This is a genomic window from Blautia difficilis (assembly GCF_014297245.1).
Lineage (GTDB): Bacteria > Bacillota > Clostridia > Lachnospirales > Lachnospiraceae > Blautia_A > Blautia_A difficilis.
Genome location: NZ_JACOQG010000015.1, coordinates 14,767 through 32,287 on the forward strand (window position 1 = coordinate 14,767; position 17,521 = coordinate 32,287).

16 protein-coding genes, 1 pseudogene and 1 riboswitch are annotated in these 17,521 nt (G+C 42.3%); of the genes and pseudogenes, 16 read left to right on the plus strand and 1 reads right to left on the minus strand.

The window, feature by feature from the left end:
- The first annotated feature begins 1 nt into the window (after position 1).
- From tenpIN to H8Z82_RS10140, 3 genes are all read left to right on the plus strand, one after another.
- On the plus strand, positions 2-268 hold the full coding sequence (gene tenpIN / locus H8Z82_RS10130) for a type III toxin-antitoxin system TenpIN family toxin (protein ID WP_117887189.1): 267 nt from the start codon (positions 2-4) through the stop codon (positions 266-268).
- Positions 269-494: 226 nt separating this feature from the next.
- Positions 495-1,205, plus strand: a complete 711-nt coding sequence (gene tsaA / locus H8Z82_RS10135; RefSeq protein WP_186995071.1) for a tRNA (N6-threonylcarbamoyladenosine(37)-N6)-methyltransferase TrmO — start codon at positions 495-497, stop codon at positions 1,203-1,205.
- Positions 1,206-1,350: 145 nt separating this feature from the next.
- Positions 1,351-2,670, plus strand: coding sequence for an aspartate kinase (locus H8Z82_RS10140; RefSeq protein ID WP_025580286.1), 1,320 nt, complete (start codon positions 1,351-1,353; stop codon positions 2,668-2,670).
- 375 nt (positions 2,671-3,045) lie between these two features.
- Here the strand turns inward: H8Z82_RS10140 and H8Z82_RS10145 are convergent.
- Positions 3,046-3,443 (minus strand): annotated as a pseudogene (locus H8Z82_RS10145) (IS1634 family transposase); the annotation flags it as partial.
- On the opposite strand from H8Z82_RS10145, the gene H8Z82_RS17145 reads away from it, so the two are divergent.
- From H8Z82_RS17145 to rlmB, 13 genes are all read left to right on the plus strand, one after another.
- Entirely contained in the window at positions 3,418-3,702 is a 285-nt protein-coding gene (locus H8Z82_RS17145; protein WP_019161061.1) for a restriction endonuclease, read from the plus strand. The pseudogene H8Z82_RS10145 and the gene H8Z82_RS17145 sit on opposite strands and share 26 nt — an antisense overlap.
- A 422-nt stretch (positions 3,703-4,124) precedes the next feature.
- Positions 4,125-4,321: riboswitch (cobalamin riboswitch) on the plus strand.
- Positions 4,322-4,439: 118 nt separating this feature from the next.
- On the plus strand, positions 4,440-5,432 hold the full coding sequence (locus tag H8Z82_RS10150) for an ABC transporter substrate-binding protein (protein ID WP_186995049.1): 993 nt from the start codon (positions 4,440-4,442) through the stop codon (positions 5,430-5,432).
- Position 5,433: 1 nt separating this feature from the next.
- Entirely contained in the window at positions 5,434-6,519 is a 1,086-nt protein-coding gene (locus tag H8Z82_RS10155; protein WP_173716563.1) for a FecCD family ABC transporter permease, read from the plus strand.
- Positions 6,516-7,289, plus strand: coding sequence for an ABC transporter ATP-binding protein (locus H8Z82_RS10160; protein ID WP_019161065.1), 774 nt, complete (start codon positions 6,516-6,518; stop codon positions 7,287-7,289). The genes H8Z82_RS10155 and H8Z82_RS10160 overlap by 4 nt, the downstream gene beginning before the upstream one ends.
- A 22-nt stretch (positions 7,290-7,311) precedes the next feature.
- The gene (locus tag H8Z82_RS10165; protein ID WP_186995050.1) at positions 7,312-8,100 is read left to right on the plus strand and encodes a sirohydrochlorin cobaltochelatase; all 789 of its coding nucleotides are present in this window, start codon (positions 7,312-7,314) and stop codon (positions 8,098-8,100) included.
- Positions 8,097-8,453: a CGGC domain-containing protein gene (locus tag H8Z82_RS10170; protein WP_186995051.1), complete on the plus strand. Its 357-nt coding sequence runs from the start codon at positions 8,097-8,099 to the stop codon at positions 8,451-8,453. The genes H8Z82_RS10165 and H8Z82_RS10170 overlap by 4 nt, the downstream gene beginning before the upstream one ends.
- A 486-nt stretch (positions 8,454-8,939) precedes the next feature.
- Complete coding sequence (locus H8Z82_RS10175; protein ID WP_186995052.1) at positions 8,940-11,297, plus strand: ATP-dependent DNA helicase; 2,358 nt, start codon at positions 8,940-8,942, stop codon at positions 11,295-11,297.
- 125 nt (positions 11,298-11,422) lie between these two features.
- On the plus strand, positions 11,423-12,916 hold the full coding sequence (locus H8Z82_RS10180) for a serine hydrolase (RefSeq protein ID WP_186995053.1): 1,494 nt from the start codon (positions 11,423-11,425) through the stop codon (positions 12,914-12,916).
- A 181-nt stretch (positions 12,917-13,097) separates the two neighbouring features.
- Positions 13,098-14,372 carry a sn-glycerol-1-phosphate dehydrogenase gene (locus H8Z82_RS10185; RefSeq protein WP_186995054.1) on the plus strand — a complete coding sequence of 425 codons (1,275 nt, stop codon included), beginning with the start codon at positions 13,098-13,100 and terminating at the stop codon, positions 14,370-14,372.
- A 2-nt stretch (positions 14,373-14,374) separates the two neighbouring features.
- Complete coding sequence (ispF, locus tag H8Z82_RS10190; protein WP_186995055.1) at positions 14,375-14,857, plus strand: 2-C-methyl-D-erythritol 2,4-cyclodiphosphate synthase; 483 nt, start codon at positions 14,375-14,377, stop codon at positions 14,855-14,857.
- A gap of 27 nt (positions 14,858-14,884) precedes the next feature.
- Complete coding sequence (gene cysS / locus H8Z82_RS10195; RefSeq protein ID WP_186995056.1) at positions 14,885-16,294, plus strand: cysteine--tRNA ligase; 1,410 nt, start codon at positions 14,885-14,887, stop codon at positions 16,292-16,294.
- On the plus strand, positions 16,279-16,758 hold the full coding sequence (locus H8Z82_RS10200) for a Mini-ribonuclease 3 (RefSeq protein ID WP_019161072.1): 480 nt from the start codon (positions 16,279-16,281) through the stop codon (positions 16,756-16,758). The genes cysS and H8Z82_RS10200 overlap by 16 nt, the downstream gene beginning before the upstream one ends.
- On the plus strand, positions 16,755-17,492 hold the full coding sequence (gene rlmB / locus H8Z82_RS10205) for a 23S rRNA (guanosine(2251)-2'-O)-methyltransferase RlmB (RefSeq protein WP_019161073.1): 738 nt from the start codon (positions 16,755-16,757) through the stop codon (positions 17,490-17,492). The genes H8Z82_RS10200 and rlmB overlap by 4 nt, the downstream gene beginning before the upstream one ends.
- Positions 17,493-17,521: the final 29 nt, after the last annotated feature.

Consider the following 17,521-nt stretch of genomic DNA (forward strand, 5'->3'; position numbering starts at 1 on the left):
ATTGGAAATTGACTATGCTGTTTATAGCCTTTCAGATAGATTTTACGAGAAATATCCGAATCCGCCATATAAAGAACTTTTAAAGAAAAAGGAAAGAGGATATGCTTGTTTACTTATTCAAAGTCATTATGGATATTTTATATGCATTCCATATAGAACAGAGATTTCCCATAAATATGCATATCACTTTCGCAAATCGTCTCGTTCGCAAGAACATAGATCAGGACTTGATTATACTAAAATTGCTATTATAAAAGATATTTCGTAACTATTCAGCAGTCTGCTATCCCGCGAGGTGTTTTGGCATGAACATGCCAAAATCCCGAGACATACAAGTCAAAATCCCTCCGGGCAGGATCGCACTGCGATGGAGAGGAATTATGTCGCTGAAGCGACCCGTCGCAGGCGGAGAATCCTGCAAGCAGGATTCTTTCTTGTGGATTTTGACTCGTAACTGTGAAGGTACTGAACAGTTACAAAAGGAGAATAATACAATGGTTCCAATCGCACATATAGAAAATAATTTTCCAACCAAATTCGGTATTCCCAGGCAGAGTGGCCGTGTAGGGGCACTTAAAGCGAGAATTGTATTCGAACCGGAATATCGAAATGTGGATGCATGCCGTGGTCTGGAGGAGTTTAGTCATATCTGGCTGATCTGGGAGTTTTCGGAGGCAAAGAGGACAAAGTGGTCACCGACTGTCCGCCCGCCCAGACTTGGGGGAAATGTGAGAAAAGGAGTTTTTGCCACAAGATCTCCCTTTCGTCCCAATTCCATAGGATTATCCTGTGTGAAGCTTGAGAAAGTAGCTCTGGATGAGCCGGACAGCCCTGTACTTTATGTAGAAGGTGCAGATCTGATGAATGGAACACCGATTTTCGATATTAAACCGTATATTCCTTATGCGGATTGCCATCCGGAAGCAACAGGAAGTTTTACCGAATATTCCAAAGATCATCATCTGAATGTAGAATTTCCCCAGGAGCTCCTGGAAAGAATACCCGGGGAAAGCAGAGAGGCTCTGATCGCAGTGCTTGCAGATGATCCCCGTCCTGCTTATCAGAATGATCCGGAACGGTCTTACGGAATGCCTTTTGGAGAGAAGGATATTCATTTTCGGGTGGATGGAGATATCCTTCGTGTTTATAATGTGACAGAATTTGTAAAAAAACAGCAGGAATCTTCGGCAGATTGTGGAAAATAACCATTTTCGGATATTTCTGTAAGAAAGGCTTGCAAAATTGGTGTTTATTCAATACAATATTAAACAGACTTTATGTTGGTAGAGTGACAAAGACTGATGGGAGATCGGTCTGAAAATATTTAGTGACATATGAGGAGCAGGAAAAATGAAGAAAATTGTTAAATTCGGAGGAAGTTCTCTGGCAAATGCAGAACAGTTTCAGAAAGTAGGGGAGATCATCAGAAGTGATGAGAGCAGACGTTATGTGGTTCCGTCCGCTCCCGGAAAGAGATTTGATGGAGATACAAAGGTTACAGATTTACTTTATAAATGTTATAATACTGCAGTTGAAGGGGAGGATTTCATACCGATCCTGCAGGAGATCAAGGGAAGATATTATGAGATCATCCGCGGACTGAACCTTGATCTTTCTCTGGAAGACGAATTTGTTCAGATCGAAGCTGATTTCAAAGCACAGGCAGGCACAGATTATGCAGCATCAAGAGGAGAATTTCTTAATGGTAAGGTGATGGCAGCATATCTGGGTTATGAATTTGTTGATGCAGCAGATGTGATCCGCTTTGATAAGAACGGAAATCTGGATGCCGAGAAGACAGACAGACTTCTGTCCAAAAAGCTGGCAAAATGTGAACATGCCGTTATCCCTGGATTTTATGGCGCTGGTGAAGATGGAAAAGTTAAAACTTTCTCCAGAGGCGGTTCTGATGTGACTGGTTCCCTTGTGGCAAAGGCTATTAAGGCAGACCTCTATGAAAACTGGACAGATGTTTCCGGTTTCCTGGTAACAGACCCACGTATTGTTAAAAATCCGGAAGTGATCGAGAGCATTACCTACAGAGAACTCAGAGAGCTTTCTTATATGGGTGCAACTGTTCTTCATGAAGATGCAATCTTCCCGGTTCGTAAAGAAGGAATTCCGATCAATATCAAAAACACAAACAGACCGGAAGACAAGGGTACTTTTATTGTTGAGAGTACATGCAAGAAACCGAAATTTACAATCACAGGTATTGCAGGTAAAAAGGGATTCTGCTCTATCAATATTGAAAAATCCATGATGAACAGTGAGGTTGGTTTCGGACGTAAGGTACTTCAGGTATTCGAAGATCAGGGAATCAGCTTTGAGCATGTTCCATCAGGAATCGATACAATGACTGTATATGTACATCAGGATGAATTCGAAGAAAAGGAACAGCAGGTAATCGCAGGAATCCATCGCGCAGTACAGCCGGATTTCGTAGAAATGGAATCTGACCTTGCACTGATCGCTGTTGTAGGACGTGGTATGAAATCCACCAGAGGTACAGCAGGAAGAATCTTCTCAGCACTTGCTCATGCAAATGTAAATGTGAAGATGATCGATCAGGGTTCCAGTGAGCTGAATATCATTATCGGTGTGGAGAACAGAGATTTTGAAACTGCGGTAAAGGCAATTTATGATATCTTTGTAATTACCCAGATCTAATTGAGAATTGCAGGAGCTCCTTCACAGCGGAGCAATTTGTGGATATGATGTTTACCAATTATAGGATAAACAAAATAATGGACCGTCAGAAATCAGCATAGAGATTTCTGGCGGCTTTTTATATTATAGGAAATTACTCCGTAATGTTCCTATAACATAAAAAAGCCCTCCGGGCAGGATCGCACTGCGACGGAGCGGGATTATGTCGCTGAAGCGACCTGTTGTAGGCGGAGAATCCTGCAAGCAGGATTCTTTCTTGAATTCAGGAGTTTTTACATGATCCTGCCTTTGACAGTTATTAGAAGAAAAAATCGCTGTATCCATTGATTTTACTGGGGTTCAGCGATTTTTGCCGTTGTTTTGAAGTATAATAATTTATTCCTTCCCTTTACTTTTTTTCTGTATTGTTTTCATTTTGCTCTTTGTTATAAATTGATAGTCTGTCCTAAAACCACAGCTTTCATGAAGAGCATTCGTAATCTTTTCGCGTTTATACAGCGGGATGAATCCCTGTTCCTGTATTTCTGCAAAATTCATTGCCTTTAGAGAGTCCAATAATTCTTCACAGGTATATTGCAAATTTAACTTTTTCTCAAGATAACGGTAGATTGTTAATGAGAGAAAACAGATTAGAAGATGAGCTTTAATCCTGTTATCATCCTGTAAATAAACTGGTCTTGCAGAAAAATCAGTTTTCATAATACGAAAACATTCTTCAATCTGCCTTCGCTTACTTTTAAAATATCATTGACATCATCATCCAAAAGATCTGTACTGCTGAATGGATTCTATATTTCGACACCGGTAGGAAATTATAATCCTGACTGGGCAATTGCTTTCTATAAGGGAAAGGTAAAGCATATTTATTTTGCAGCTGAAACCAAGGGCTCTATGTCCTCTATGCAGCTGCGTTCGATTGAGGAATCTAAGATACACTGCGCACGGGAACACTTTAAGGCTATCAGTAGTGACAGCGTTGTTTTTGATGTTGTGGATAGTTATCAGAGTCTTTTTGATATGGTGATGAGATAAGGCGTTAAGGGATAATATTTCCTCAACAATCATAGGAAAGAGTGCTGTGTATGTCATCTTTTGTATCTCTCTGTGAATAGCACGAATGTAATTCAATGTCTTATGGATTGCAAGACATGCTATATGAGTGGTGCGCGAACTTTATCCCCCCCCCCGGCAGGGGCGGTCAACCTCTGGGAATTCCAGCAAATACAAAAAAGTAAGATTATCAAAAATATTGTTAAAGAAAATTCTTTACTTTGGTTAAAGCGTAAGTTATAATAATTTTGCTTAAAAGCTATAAATGAGCAAATACCGAAAATTGCACAAAATTTGTAGCTGGTTGTACACATTACGCGAACATTAAACTACTTTATTCTTTTTTACTGTCCGCATACTGAAGATTTAATTGTGCAGTTTCTCAAATTTGCTCATTTATAGTTAAAAGAATAAATGTGCCAAGTGCTGAAAAATATATAAAATTTACACTATTTTCAGAAGAGGGAATCAGGTGAGAATCCTGAACGATCCGGTCACTGTATTCAGTTATGCCACATTCATATCCATTGCATTTTTATGTGAGAAGGGAATGGGGATTTAAGCTGTAAGCCAGGAAACCTGCTTGGTTCATAGAAAGAAACTTCCGTGTAAAGTGCTGTCTTTCGTATCATGTTTTTTTGTGATGCCCGCTTTTTCATGGAAGCGGACTTTTTTCTTTTAAAAGCAAAAAAACAAAAGAAAAAATAAGGAGAAAAAGCATGAAAAACATGAAAACAGCAGCAGGAATGTTATGTCTGGCAGGAATTCTCAGCCTGGGAATGGGAACAACTGTATTTGCGGAGGATGGAGACAGCCATTATCCCGTAACAATCACAACCTACAATTATGAGAACGAACCGGTTGAAATGACTTTTGAGAAAGCTCCGGAGAAAGTATTTGCATATGCAAACTCCAATATCGAAGAGCTTCTGGCACTTGGTCTCGGTGATAAGATCGTAGCTGCTTGCGGTCTGGACGGTGATGTGCGTGAGGATTTAAAAGATGAATTTGACAAGATTCAGTATATGGATACCAAGCCATCCAAAGAGGAAGTTGTTGCAATGGAGCCTGATTTTATTGCGGCATGGTATTCTTCTTTCGATGATGACTGGCTTTCTGATGTAAGTTTCTGGCAGGAGAGAGATGTAAATACATACATGTCCCTGAACAGTGCTGCAAAGGGACCGGCTTCTGAGTTCCCACGTACAATTGAAGACGAATATGAGGATATCCTGAACATTGGCAAGATCTTTGATTGCGAAGACAAGGCAGAGGAAATCGTTGATCAGATGAAGGGTGAGATTGATAAAGTAAAAGAGCATGTAGAAGGAACAGACCCGTTATCCGTAGCAGTTCTTGAGGATGAGGGAGATTCCTTCCGTGTATATGGAACAGAGACACTTGGCGGAAATATTCCGGAGACACTTGGTGCAGAGCTGAAGCTTGGTGCAGAGAACTCTGAAAACGTTGGTGCAGAGGATCTGATCGCAGCTGATCCGGACGTATTATTCATGATCAACTATGATGGATTTATGACATCTGATGAGGCAATCGCTGATATTACAGATAACCCTGCATATGCGAGCCTTTCAGCAGTTAAGAACAACAAAGTATTCTCTGTAAACTTGAATGAAGTATACTGCAGCGGTGTCAGAACCTATGACGGAATTATGACATTTGCAAAAGCATTATATCCGGATCTGTACGAATAAAATGAAAAGAAAACCGGATTTTAAAAATGGAATTTTTCATGGAAAGCCGATCTATGTGCTGGCGGTGATATTACTGACTGTGCTTCTGGTGATATCCATTCTGACTGCAGTTACCATTGGTTCTGTAGATCTTTCTGTGAAAGATGTGTATAGTGTAATTTTGTATAAAGTGTTTGGAATCGGGGATCCGGAGGTTTATGGTGTAGGAGCCATGTCTGATATTGTGTGGTTTATCCGCCTTCCCCGTATTCTTCTTGCAACAGCCGTTGGCATGGGTCTGGCAGTTGCAGGTGTGGTAATGCAGGCCATTGTGAAAAATCCGATTGCAGATCCGTATATTCTGGGTATTTCCTCTGGTGCATCTCTTGGTGCAACAGTGGCAATCTTTCTTGGAGTTGGAGCCGTATTTGGCTCCAACTCTATTGGAATCTGCGCATTTATCGGAGCCTTCCTTATTTCTGTACTGGTACAGATCACTGCAAATATAGGAGGCCGGGCAAATTCAGTCCGACTTCTGCTTGCAGGTACAGCACTTGGAAGTGTGTGCAGTGCATTTTCAAACTTTGTTGTCTATATTGCGGGCGACAGAGATGGAATCCAGACAGTTACTTTCTGGCTGATGGGAAGTTTGGCAGGTGCGAAATGGGAAAATCTGGCTGTGATTATTCCCTGCGTTTTTATAGCAACCCTGTTTTTCTGCACCCAGAGCCGTATTCTCAATATGATGCTGCTTGGAGATGAGGTATCCATCACATTAGGAACTGACCTGCACAGATATCGTCAGGTGTATCTTGTAGTGACAGCACTGTTGATCGGTTTTGTGGTATATTCCGCAGGTATCATTGGATTTGTAGGACTCATTATTCCTCATGTGGTACGAATGTTCTTTGGAACCGATCACAAGAAAATGCTTCCACTGTCAGCACTTAGCGGTTCCATTTTCCTGATCTGGGCAGATGTTGCTTCCAGGATCATTATTCCCAAGAGTGAAGTCCCAATCGGAATCCTGGTATCCATGATCGGAGCACCTTGCTTTATTTATCTGCTGGTACGCAGATCTTATGGATTCGGAGGTGAGAAATCATGAAACTGACAGCTTCTGATATCCATGTGGAGCTTGGCGGAAATGAGATTCTTAAGGGAATTGACGCAGCCATAAAGGAAAAGGAATTTGTAGGAATTATAGGACCAAACGGAAGTGGAAAAAGTACATTGCTGAAATGTATTTACCGTGTACTGAAGCCAGATACCGGTGTGATCATGCTGGATGGAAAACCGCTGAACGAATATAAGGTAAAGGATTCTGCAAAAGCACTGGCAGTGGTGTCCCAGCACAACTACTATAATTTTGAATTTTCCGTACAGGAAATTGTAATGATGGGAAGGGCTCCTCATAAGAAAACCATGGAACGGGATAATGCCGAGGATTATAAGATCGTGGAAGAATGTCTGGAAAAAGTGGGAATGCTTCCCTATCGGCACCGTGTTTTTTCAAGTTTGTCTGGCGGTGAGCAGCAGCGAATCATTCTGGCAAGAGCTCTGGCACAGAAAACTGACTGTCTGATCCTGGATGAGCCTACCAACCATCTTGACATCAAATACCAGCTCCAGCTTCTGGATATTGTAAAAAGTCTTGGGGTTACTGTGATCGGTGCTTTGCATGATCTGAATATTGCAGCAGCATACTGCGACCGGATCTATGCCATGAAGAACGGTCGTCTGGTGGCTTGCGGAACTCCAGAAGAAGTCATTACAGAAGATTTTATACATATGTTATATGAAGTAGATGCAACTGTAAAAAAGGATGAATACGGCATGCTGAATGTTACATACCATCCTTTGCATGTGAAAAAATAAAGGAAAAGTGGAGGAAAGCTGAATGAGCGATACAGCAAAAAAAGGAATTCTTGTAGTCAGCTTTGGTACCAGTCATGAAGATACCAGAGTAGTGACCATTGATGCGATTGAGAAAGAAATTGGAGCTGCTTTTACAGATTGTAAAATTTATCGCGCATGGACCAGCAAAATGATTCTCGCCAGAATTGAAAAGAGAGATCATATTCACTATGACAATGTGGCAGAAGCAATGGAGCGTATGAAAAAGGATGGAATTACAGATGTGATCATTCAGCCTACTCATGTAATGAACGGTGTGGAAAATGATCTTATGAAAAAGGATGTTCTGGCGTATGCAGATCATTTTCAGTCTGTGAAATTCGGAGCTCCTCTGCTTACAACAGAAGAAGATAATGAGTATGTGGTGAAAGCGGTTGCAGATGAGTTCCCTGTAATTAAGGATAAGGAAACGGCACTTGTGCTTATGGGGCATGGAACCGAGCACTACGCAAATGCCGTTTATGCCGCACTGGATTACAGATTCAAGGATATGGGATATGAAAATGTGATCGTAGGAACTGTGGAAGGTTATCCTGAAATTGATCAGGTCATGAAACAGCTTGGAAAATGCGGGGCAAAAAAAGTGGTAATCGCACCGTTTATGATCGTTGCCGGTGACCATGCGAAAAATGACATGGCAGGAGAGGAAGAAGACTCCTGGAAAAATATCATCAGCAAAGCTGGCTATGAAGTGCAGACAGTTCTGAAAGGACTGGGAGAATATGAAAGCATTCGAAAACTCTTTGTGGAACATGCGAGGGAAGCGGTATGATTAAAATTGGGACACTGACCTGCCTTCACTCCAATAATGTGTGTGCCAGAGTGGGATGCCTGAAGGCTTTTCAGAATCGCAGTGACTTTTTTGATGGATATTCTCCGGACACACTTCTGGGAGCAATGATGACCTGTAATGGATGCAAAAGTGCAAATCCCAAAGAACCGGATGTAGATGAGGGAATTCAGGAAAAAATAGACAGGCTGGTCAGCGAAGAAATTAAGGTGATGCATGTGGGAGCCTGTCGTCTGGACAGGGAGAAAAAAGAGTGCCCACGAATTGCCAAAATCTGTGAGATGATAGAATCCAGGGGAATCCAGGTGGTAAGAGGAACTCACAGAGAATCATGAAACAGGATAGAGAAATCGTATAGGGGAAACTTCCAGGCAGATTGTGGAAAATAGTCTGTCTGGAAGCTTTTTTTATTGCTGTGTTTTGCCTGGTTTTATTGACAATATACGTAGGAATTAGTAAAATCCTGTCTTTGACAGTTATTAGAAGAAAAAATCGCTGTATCCATTGATTTTACTGGGGTTCAGCGATTTTTTCCGTTGTTTTGAAGTTTCATATGCAACACCTCCTTACCCCTTATTACACCACACAATAACAGAAAATAACATGCATAAAAACAAAAAAATGACACAAAAAAAGCAGGTTTTACAAGGCCTGCAAGTACTTTTTCTATTATTCAACTGTCAAACTCCCGTGGAGAATCCTGCAAGCAGGATTCTTTCTTGAATTCAGGAGTTTTTACATGATGATGAATTCTGTGTTATAATGAACGGACGATGTTGGATAATTATTTGGCAGCTATTGTTGCGTGAGGTGTTTTGATTATGGATAAGCCGGTGGTTCGTATTTCCGTCAGAAATCTGGTGGAGTTTATATTAAGAAGCGGGGATCTTGACAACCGGGGAGGATCTTCTGACAGAGAAGCAATGCAGAAGGGCAGCAGACTGCACAGAAAAATACAGGGCAGGATGGGAAGTCATTACAGAGCGGAGGTCTCTCTTAAATATAAAACAGAATATGAAGATGTAAGTATCCAGGTAGAGGGCAGAGCTGACGGAATCTTCACAGAAGATGGACAGTGCTGGATCGATGAGATCAAGGGTGTTTATGCAGATGTCAGTCAGTTGGAGAAGCCTGTGGAGGTTCACCGCGCACAGGCAATGTGTTATGCCTGGATCTACGCACAGGAACAGAAAACAGAGAAGATCGGAGTGCAGATGACATATGGGAATCTGGACACAGAGGAGCTTAAGTTTTTCAGAGAGGAATATATGCTGGAAGAACTCAGACTGTGGTACCAGGAACTTCTGGACAGATATCATAAATGGATCGCATACCAGATTGCATGGAAAAAAGAACGGAATGTGTCCATGAGTGATCTAGAATTTCCTTTTGAATATCGTGAGGGACAGCGAAAAATCGTATCCGGTGTATATCACACGATATCCACAGAAAGACAGATTTTTATCCAGGCACCTACAGGAGTTGGAAAGACCATGTCCACGATCTTTCCTGCAGTGAGAGCAGTTGGTGCAGGATTAGGGGAAAATATTTTCTATCTTACAGCAAAGACTATTACCAGGACTGTAGCTGAAGAAGCGTTCTCCATATTGAAGGCGCATGGACTGAAATTTAAAGTGATTACCATTACTGCGAAAGAAAAACTGTGCTTCTGCGATAAAACAGAATGCAATCCTGAGAACTGTCTGTGGGCAAGAGGACATCTGGACAGAGTGAATGATGCTGTTTTTGAACTGTGGACTACGCAGGACAGCTATGACAGGAATACTTTGCTGGAATATGCGAAGAAATGGCAGGTGTGTCCCTTTGAAATGTGTCTGGATCTGGCAGTCTGGGTGGACGCTGTGATCTGTGATTATAATTATGTATTTGATCCCAATGTTTATCTGAAAAGATTTTTCGGGGAGGGTACTTCCGGAGAATACATTTTTCTGATCGATGAAGCTCACAATCTGGTGGACAGGGGAAGGGAAATGTACAGTGCTCATGTGGACAGAGCGGACGTACTGGAGGCGAAGAGACTGGCCGGGGATTACAGCAAAGGTCTGGTGCGAGCACTGGAAAAAGTGAACCGACAGCTTCGAACTCTGGAAAAGGAGTGTACAGAGTATGAAATCCTGCCAAATCCCGGAGCAGTTTCCCTGGGAATGCTTCAGGTGATGGGGGAGATGGACAAGCTTCTGGAGGAGCTTCATGGAAAGGAACTTCCGGAGCAGCTGCTGGAGTTTTATTTCTGTGTGAGAGATTTCCTGAACATTGATGAACTTCTGGATGAAAATTATGTGGTTTATACAGAAATAGGAGAAAGGGGAAAGGTGATCCTGCGGCTTTTCTGTGTAAATCCTGCAGCAAATATCCACAGATGTCTGGAAAAGGGAAAAAGTGCGGTTTTCTTTTCTGCGACCCTGCTTCCCATGGACTATTACCGTACACTTTTAAGCACCAGAAAGGATGACTATGGGATTTATGTGACTTCCCCTTTCCGGCAGGAGAACAGGTGCATTCTTACAGGACGGGATGTGAGCAGCAGGTATACCAGAAGAGGATATGAGGAATATCACAGGATTGCATCTTACATTGCCAGAACTGTATGGACAAGAAAAGGAAATTATATGGTATTCTTTCCTTCTTATAAATTTATGGAGGATGTTCTGGAGGTGTATGAGAATGAGTTTTCAGCAGAATGGGTTCGCTGTATTTCGCAGACATCAGGAATGAATGAGAGGGAGAAAGAGGAATTTCTAGAGGAATTTTCTGCATCAGAAGGAACACTGGTAGGATTTTGCGTAATGGGCGGGATTTTTTCAGAGGGGATTGATCTGATGGGAGAGAAACTGATCGGAGCGATCATTATAGGAACCGGTCTTCCTCAGATCGGAACAGAAAGGGAGATCCTCAGGCAGTATTATGATAAAAAGGGTGTGAATGGATTTGATTATGCATACAGATATCCGGGAATGAATAAGGTGCTGCAGTCAGCCGGGCGTGTGATCAGAACTCAGGAGGACACAGGCATCATACTTCTGTTGGACGAGAGATTTGCAGGGGGAGATTACAGGAATCTGTTTCCTGCTGAGTGGTCTGACAGGGGAAACTGTACTTTAAATACTGTGGAAGAACAGCTAGGAAGCTTCTGGAACAGGATCAGAGAAAAGGACTGAGTTGTAATACTGGAATCCTGGTCTTTGCTGGAAAAGAGATAAAAATCTTGATATCCTGAATAAAACAATATATACTTTGCTTACTGTGAATGGGATGTGAAAAGAAACCGTAAAAGGAGTTTTGCATGAGAAAAAATAGACAAACAGCTAAATATTATATTAAAAGTTATATCATAGCCGGAAGTCTGGCCGGAGTCATTTCCATGGCACTGGCTTTGCCGGCTCCTGTTATGGCTGCACAGCAGAGTCTTGCATCTGTCACCGGGCAGGCACAGATTCAGCCCATGGGAGATGGAAGCGGTAAATATATGATGAAGAGTGACGGATTTTACTGTCTGGATGTAAACGGTGCCGGAAGTACCCAGGCAGAGATCCATTATTTTGAGAATTATGAGATAGACGGAACTGTATTTGATGGATATTATTATCATGATACAGATGGGAAATTCAAAGCCTGCAGTCCACATATGGAGCATCTGAAAGGTGTTGCAGTGTTTGGGGACAAGACAGAGGAGGAATCTGATACACAGAATACCCAGGAGGCAGAGAAATTTGACGGATATTACTTTGTGAACAATCTGGGGCGTCTGTCAGCAGCACCGCAGGTAAGGTATATTGACAATCTTACAATAGACGGGATTACTCTGAACGGATATTACTATTTTGATGAAAATGGCAGACTGGTAACAGAACCGGGTATCCATTCACTTGAAATGGACTGTTATGAAATGAATTTTGACGGGAGCTATTATTTCGGCGGTGCAAATGGTGCCCTGCTTCAGGAAAGTACAGTGACGGATGATGGTTTTATTGTGGATGATACGGGAAAGATCGTGAATATGGATGAGCTTGGGATGGATAATCTAGAGCCCCAGATTGAGAAGATGCTGTCTGGATATCAGGGAACATGGAGCGTTTACGTGAAAGACCTTAATGAAGAAAAGGAAATCCTGATCAATGATACTTCCCTTTATTCTGCAAGTCTGATCAAAGCCTTTGTAATGACAAAGACATATGAGGATATGGAGCAGGTAAAGGCAGACGAGGCAAAGAAATTAAATACTGCAGATACAAAAACTGTAGATGTAAAATTAAATGACTTGCTGTGGAATATGATCACAGTCAGTGACAATGAATCCTGCAATGAACTGGTGAAGCTTCAGACAGATTCCCTTGATTTCAAAAAAGGTGCGGAGGATATTAATAAGTATCTGGAGAAAGAGGGCTATACAGAGACAAGTGTGCAGCACACCCTCCATCCTGCAGCATCCGCACAGGAGAGCCTTGGAGGCAGAAATATGACTTCTGTGAAGGATTGCGGTACTTTGCTTGAAAAGATTTACAAGGGGGAATGTGTCAGTAAAGAGGCGTCAGAAGAAATGTTAAATCTTCTGTCAAATCAGGAAAACACCTGGAAAATTCCACAGGGATTGCCGGAAGGGATAAAGTCAGCGAATAAGACCGGAGAGACAGATCAGGATCAGCACGATATCGCAATTGTCTATGGCGAAAAGACAACATACATTCTGTGTATTATGTCGGAAGGTTGTCCAGAGGAAACAGCGGTGACGAATATACAGAACATTTCAAAGATTGTATATAATTATTTAAATCTGTAGCTGCCAGACATACGTGGAATGATTGATTTTTACAGGGAAATCATGTATAATACCAACGAACTATGCCTATAGAAAAAAGTTTAACCGAATCAGGCTGTAAAACAACTATTCAATTATGAGCAGGTAGTCAGGTGGATGATTTTATCCGCTTGATTCAGGAAAGTCAGGAGGAAGAATTTAAATGCGAGTTGATGCGGACGATTTTGCCCGACCTTGCAGCTGCGGCAGGGAACACCAGATTGCAGTGAAAGAGATTTTGATAGAAGCCGGAGCTGTAGAGAAGCTTGAAGAAGAGATGTCAGAGGGAATGCTCAGAGAGTACATATCCCCGCTGGTCATTTGCGATACCAATACCTATGCGGCAACAGAAGAACTTATGGAGGATATCTATGACAGGTGCCAGGTACTTGTTCTGGATGCAGAGGGACTTCAGGCAGACCGGCATGCAATAAAAATTGTGGAGAACAACATGGAAGAGGACATTGACCTGATCCTTGCAGTAGGAGCAGGCACGATCCATGATATCAGCCGTTATATTGCACATAATTACAAAGTACCTTTCATTTCAGTGCCTACCGCAGCAAGTGGAGATGGATTTGTGACAACAGTAGCAGCAATGACCCTGGATGGAGTGAAGAAGACTGTGCCTTCAGTAGCTCCGATCTGTGTATATGCAGATACAGATATTTTTTCAAAAGCACCAAAGCGTCTGACAGCAGCCGGGATTTCAGACCTGATGGCGAAATATATCTGTCTCGCAGACTGGAAGATTGCGAACCTGGTTACCGGAGAGTATTTTTGCCGCGAAACTGTAAAACTGGAAGAGAAAGCGTTAAAAACCGTAAAATCTTCGATTCAGGATATTACAGAGGGAGAGGAAGATGAATGCGAACAGCTTATGTATGCGCTGATTCTTTCCGGACTAGCAATGCAGATGATCGGTAATTCAAGGCCTGCGTCCTGCGCAGAACATCAGGTCACACATCTGTGGGATATGGAAGTGATCAATGGTCCGCTGGATGCACTTCACGGTGAGAAAGTTTCTGTAGCAGCACTTCTTGTACTGGAAGAATACAAGCGTATTGCTGCAGCCATCACACAGGGAAGATGTCACGCAAAACCCTATGAGAATGAAGATGAGGAGCTTCTGAAAGAAACTTTTGGAAAAAAAGGACTTCTGGAAGAAATAAGAAAAGAAAACGAGCCGGAATTGTTAGAAACTATTTCACCCCAGCATCTGGAAAAATGTCTGAACGGGATAGAGGAGATTATTGATGAGCTTCCCAGTGAACAGACCATGTTCCGTTTGCTGGAGAAAGCCGGATGTGCGAAAACCGTTTATGATATTGGACTTGATGAATCGGCTGTTTTGCCAAGCCTCAGACTTGCTCCTTATACAAGGAGACGGTTAAGCTTATTAAGAATCAGCAAGATGCTGGATATAAGAGGAGAATGATTATGCGTGTTGGAATGGGATATGATGTACACAGGCTGGCCGAAGACAGAGATCTGATCCTAGGTGGTGTGAAGATAGACTGGGAGAAAGGCCTCCTGGGACATTCAGATGCAGATGTACTGATCCATGCAGTTATGGATGCACTTCTGGGAGCAGCAGCACTGGGCGATATCGGAAAACATTTTCCTGATACAGACCCTGCATATAAAGGAATTTCCAGTATTCTGCTGCTGGAGCATGTAACGAAGCTTTTGAGAGAGCACCACTATGAAATCGGAAATATAGATGCAACGATCATTGCACAGAAACCAAAGATGGCACCTCATATTCCACAGATGAGAGCCAATATGGCGAAAGCAATGGGAATCAATGAGTCTCAGCTGAACATTAAGGCCACTACAGAGGAGAAACTGGGATTTACGGGAAGAGAAGAAGGAATTGCGTCTCAGGCGATCTGTCTTCTTAATGAAAGAAAAGAGAGTTAATGATAGAGAAAACTGGAGGAATAAAACATGAAACTTTTTAACACACTGACACGTAGAAAAGAAGAATTCGTACCTCTTGAAGAGGGAAAAGTTCGTATGTATGTCTGCGGTCCGACTGTATACAACCTGATCCATATCGGAAATGCACGTCCGATGATCATCTTCGATACCGTACGCCGATATATGGAATACAAAGGATATGAAGTAAACTATGTTTCCAATTTTACAGACGTAGATGACAAGATCATCAAGAAAGCAATCGAAGAGGGCGTAAGCGCACAGGAAATTTCCGAGCGTTATATTGCAGAGTGTAAGAAAGATATGGATGGCATGAATGTAAAACCTGCCACAACCAATCCACAGGCAACACAGGAAATCGACGGAATGATCAGTATGATCCAGACTCTGGTTGATAAGGGATATGCTTATCCGGCAGCAGACGGTACTGTTTATTTCAGAGTTAAGAAGTTCAAAGAATATGGCAAACTTTCGCACAAGAACCTGGATGATCTGCAGTCAGGCTTCCGTTCCCTGCAGGTATCCGGTGAAGACCAGAAAGAAGATCCGCTGGATTTTGTTCTCTGGAAACCGAAAAAAGAGGGAGAACCGTCATGGCCTTCACCATGGTGTGACGGACGTCCGGGATGGCATATTGAGTGTTCCGTTATGGCGAAAAAATATCTTGGCGATGAGATTGATATTCATGCAGGCGGAGAAGACCTGATCTTCCCTCATCATGAGAACGAGATCGCACAGAGCGAATGCTGCAACGACAAAATCTTTGCAAAATACTGGATGCACAATGCATTCTTAAATATTGATAATAGAAAAATGTCCAAGTCTCTTGGAAACTTCCGTACTGTTCGTGAAATCAGTGAACAGTATGACCTGCAGGTGCTTCGTTTCTTCATGCTGAACGCACATTACAGAAGTCCGCTGAATTTCAGCGCAGATCTGATGGAAGCTGCAAAGAATGCATTAGAGCGTATCACAGATGCAGCAGCAAACTTAAAGGACAGAAAAGCAGCAGCACAGACAGACACAGCAACAGATGCAGAGAAAGAACTGCTTGCACAGGCACAGGAATTCGTAAAGAAATTTGAAGAAGCTATGGATGATGATTTCAATACAGCAGATGCACTGGCAGCAATCTTTGAACTGGTTAAATTTGCAAATACAAATGTATCAGAGACAAGTTCTGCAGAATTTGCAGGAAGTCTTTTAGATACGCTGGTCAAACTTTGTGATGTACTTGGTCTGAAGGCTGTGAAAACAGAAGAAATCCTTGACAAAGAAATTGAAGACCTGATCGCAGAGCGTCAGGAAGCAAGAAAAGCAAAGAATTTCGCAAGAGCAGATGAGATCAGAGATGAGCTTCTGGCTAAGGGAATCATCCTTAAGGATACCCGTGAGGGCGTAAAATGGAAACGAGCTTAAATGATATGAGTGAAACAAACGGGTTTAATGAAGAGAATTTAAGTAATCTGAAAGATTTGCTTCATCAGGTGTTTCATTTGGAAGATAAAGACTTGCGAACCTATTCTCCGCTGACATTGGCGTATATCGGAGATGGCGTCTATGAACTGGTGATCCGTACGATCCTTGTAAAAAAAGGCAATTGTCCGGTTAACCAGCTTCACAGAAAGGCCAGCAGTCTGGTTAAGGCAGGAACTCAGTCTTCCATGATGGAAGTGATCGAACCTATGCTTACAGAGGAGGAACACAGCGTTTACAGAAGAGGCAGAAATGCTCATTCTCCTACAATGGCGAAGCATGCAACTATGGCAGACTACCGCAGGGCAACAGGGTTTGAAGCTCTGATGGGTTATTTATATTTAAAAGATGATTTCAGCAGGATCATAGAGCTGGTCCGTGCAGGAATCGGAGAGGATAAGATATGAGTGAACAGATAGAGGGACGTAATGCAGTCTTGGAAGCTTTTCGTTCCGGAAAATGTGTAGATAAGCTTTTTATCCTGGACGGATGCCAGGACGGACCGGTTCGTACTATTGCCAGAGAGGCAAGAAAAAAAGATACGATTATTAACTATGTGGCAAAAGAACGTCTGGATCAGTTAAGTGAGACAGGCGCACATCAGGGCGTGATCGCTCAGGTGGCAGCCTATGAATATGCAAGTGTAGAAGATATTCTTGCGAAAGCAAAGGAAAAAGGAGAAGATCCGTTTATCTTTATCCTGGATAATATTGAGGATCCTCATAATCTCGGTGCAATCATCCGTACAGCAAACCTTGCAGGTGCACATGGGGTAATCATTCCCAAAAGAAGAGCAGTTGGCCTGACTTCCACAGTTGCCAAGACTTCAGCAGGTGCGTTAAACTATACACCTGTTGCAAAGGTTACCAATCTTGGACATACTATCGATGAACTGAAAGAACAGGGTATGTGGTTTGTTTGTGCAGATATGGGCGGCGAAACCATGTACAATCTTAACCTGACAGGTCCGATTGGTGTAGTGATCGGAAATGAAGGGGAAGGTGTAAGCAGACTGATCCGTGAGAAGTGTGATTTCGTGGCATCTATTCCTATGAAGGGTGACATTGATTCCCTTAATGCATCTGTGGCAGCCGGAGTACTTGGATATGAGATCGTACGTCAGAGACTGCAGAAGAAATAAAATTATTCCACAATATTGTTATGTTATAA